Source organism: uncultured Clostridium sp. (genome assembly GCF_934754915.1).
Taxonomy (GTDB): Bacteria; Bacillota; Clostridia; order Clostridiales; family Clostridiaceae; genus Clostridium.
Window position 1 is genome coordinate 1 of sequence record NZ_CAKVKB010000335.1, and the last position, 1,656, is coordinate 1,656.

Annotated in this window: 3 protein-coding genes; all 3 read right to left on the reverse strand. The window is 32.2% G+C overall.

Annotation, left to right across the window (positions count from 1 at the left end):
• Positions 1 to 280: DUF2634 domain-containing protein (locus Q0F58_RS19495; protein WP_294379755.1), on the reverse strand; the 280-nt coding region annotated here is incomplete at its 3' end.
• A 4-nt stretch (positions 281 to 284) separates the two neighbouring features.
• On the reverse strand, positions 285 to 650 hold the full coding sequence (locus tag Q0F58_RS19500) for a DUF2577 family protein (RefSeq protein ID WP_294379756.1): 366 nt from the start codon (positions 648 to 650) through the stop codon (positions 285 to 287).
• A 10-nt stretch (positions 651 to 660) separates the two neighbouring features.
• Positions 661 to 1,656 (reverse strand): NlpC/P60 family protein (locus tag Q0F58_RS19505; RefSeq protein ID WP_294379757.1); only part of this gene is annotated, 996 nt, incomplete at its 5' end.

Genomic DNA, 1,656 nt, shown 5'->3' on the forward strand with positions numbered 1-1,656 from the left:
CATATAGATCACCTATTCGTTTTCCTTTTCCGTATAGGTCTTCCAGTCTTTCTCCATATTTAGGAGAATAGATTATAAATCTACCTTGATAAGTGTGTAACTTTCTCCATGCCTGTACTAATATAGCATCTTCTTTTTCTACAATTATGCCTTTTCCATCTTCTCCAAATAATATTTCACCAGTATCTAAATTAATTGCATACTCTCTAAGTATTGGAACTTCTTTCTCTTTTTTATTGTTTATTTTATTATTATAAAAATCTTCTGGGAAAATGCTCATGCCATCACCTTCCATCAACTAATAAATTTGATAAAATATATCTTTGATATGATTTAGCTTTATCACTCCATTCGATACCATAAAGTTGAACATAAACTCCAACTTTCAATTTATTGTAATGGTGTATCTCTAAAACTTCATGCCGATGCAATGGATCTCCAGCATAAGTTGTATATGCATGCACTGGCTCGTCCCAATCCAAAAGATGAGGATTTATATATAAATCTTTTGAAAATAAATCAATTCCATCAACCTTAACAATTAATGGATTTTCATTTATTACTTGTCCTATTTCCATATTTTCATCTTTGGTATTTTTCATTTGTTGCCTATCAACACTATCCCAGAAAAAATCACCAAACTTTTTCATTTTTCACCTCTTAGCTTAATGCTTTTTTGTCTCTCATTATCTTAGTGGCATACAATACTCTTCCAGCATATTCTTTACTTTCAGTATTTGTAGCATTGTTATATATGTCATTTAAAGAAATATCAGCGTTTTTCTTTCCTCTTAAAGCCTTTATGGTAGAACAATTTTCCCCACCGTTATAAGCAGTTAAGGCTAATGGTCTGTTTCCATCAAACTTCTTAAACATATCATTATAATAATGACATCCTATTTGCATATTCCCCTCTATTGTTGTTCTATCGTAACCATAGTCATTTGCCAAATTTTGACTTACTTGACACAATCCATAATAAGTACTTCCTATTTGCATATTTCCATTACTTTCACAAGTAATTAAGCCTAAAAGCAAATAAGGGTCAACATTATTTTCTTTTGCTACTTTTATTAAAGTGCTTTTAAAACTGCTTATGTTTGGCATTGTAGAAGTAACCATGCTTTCAACATTCTTCTTAATATCATTTAAAAGTGCATTAGGAATATTTGTTACAGAACCTTCAAAATCATCAGATGTAAATCCTCCTGAAACTTCAGGAAGTACTCTTCTAACTGCATAGGTGGAAGTTCTACTGTAAGAATGTTCCGTAACATATTCCCCTGTTCTAGGAGCTTCAATGCATTTTTTATTACCAGTATATACAACTACATGTCCATCATGTGGAAATACTAAATCTCCTGGTTCCCATTCATCCATATTACTAGCATCAACCTCAGTTCCCTTTTTAACCTGTTCATATGTTGTTCTAGGTAAGCTAAATCCAATTTCATCAGCAAATTGGTTATATGCATAACATACCAGACCAGAACAGTCAAATGAATCAGGACCTGTTGCACCCCATACATATGGCTTTCCTATCTGTTGCTTTAATACTGCATATATTCTTTCCCATAAATCACTTCCAGCTGAACTTGATTCTTCATCTTCTTCACTTGTATCAGTCCATTCCTTTTCATCCATTACTCTTGATGG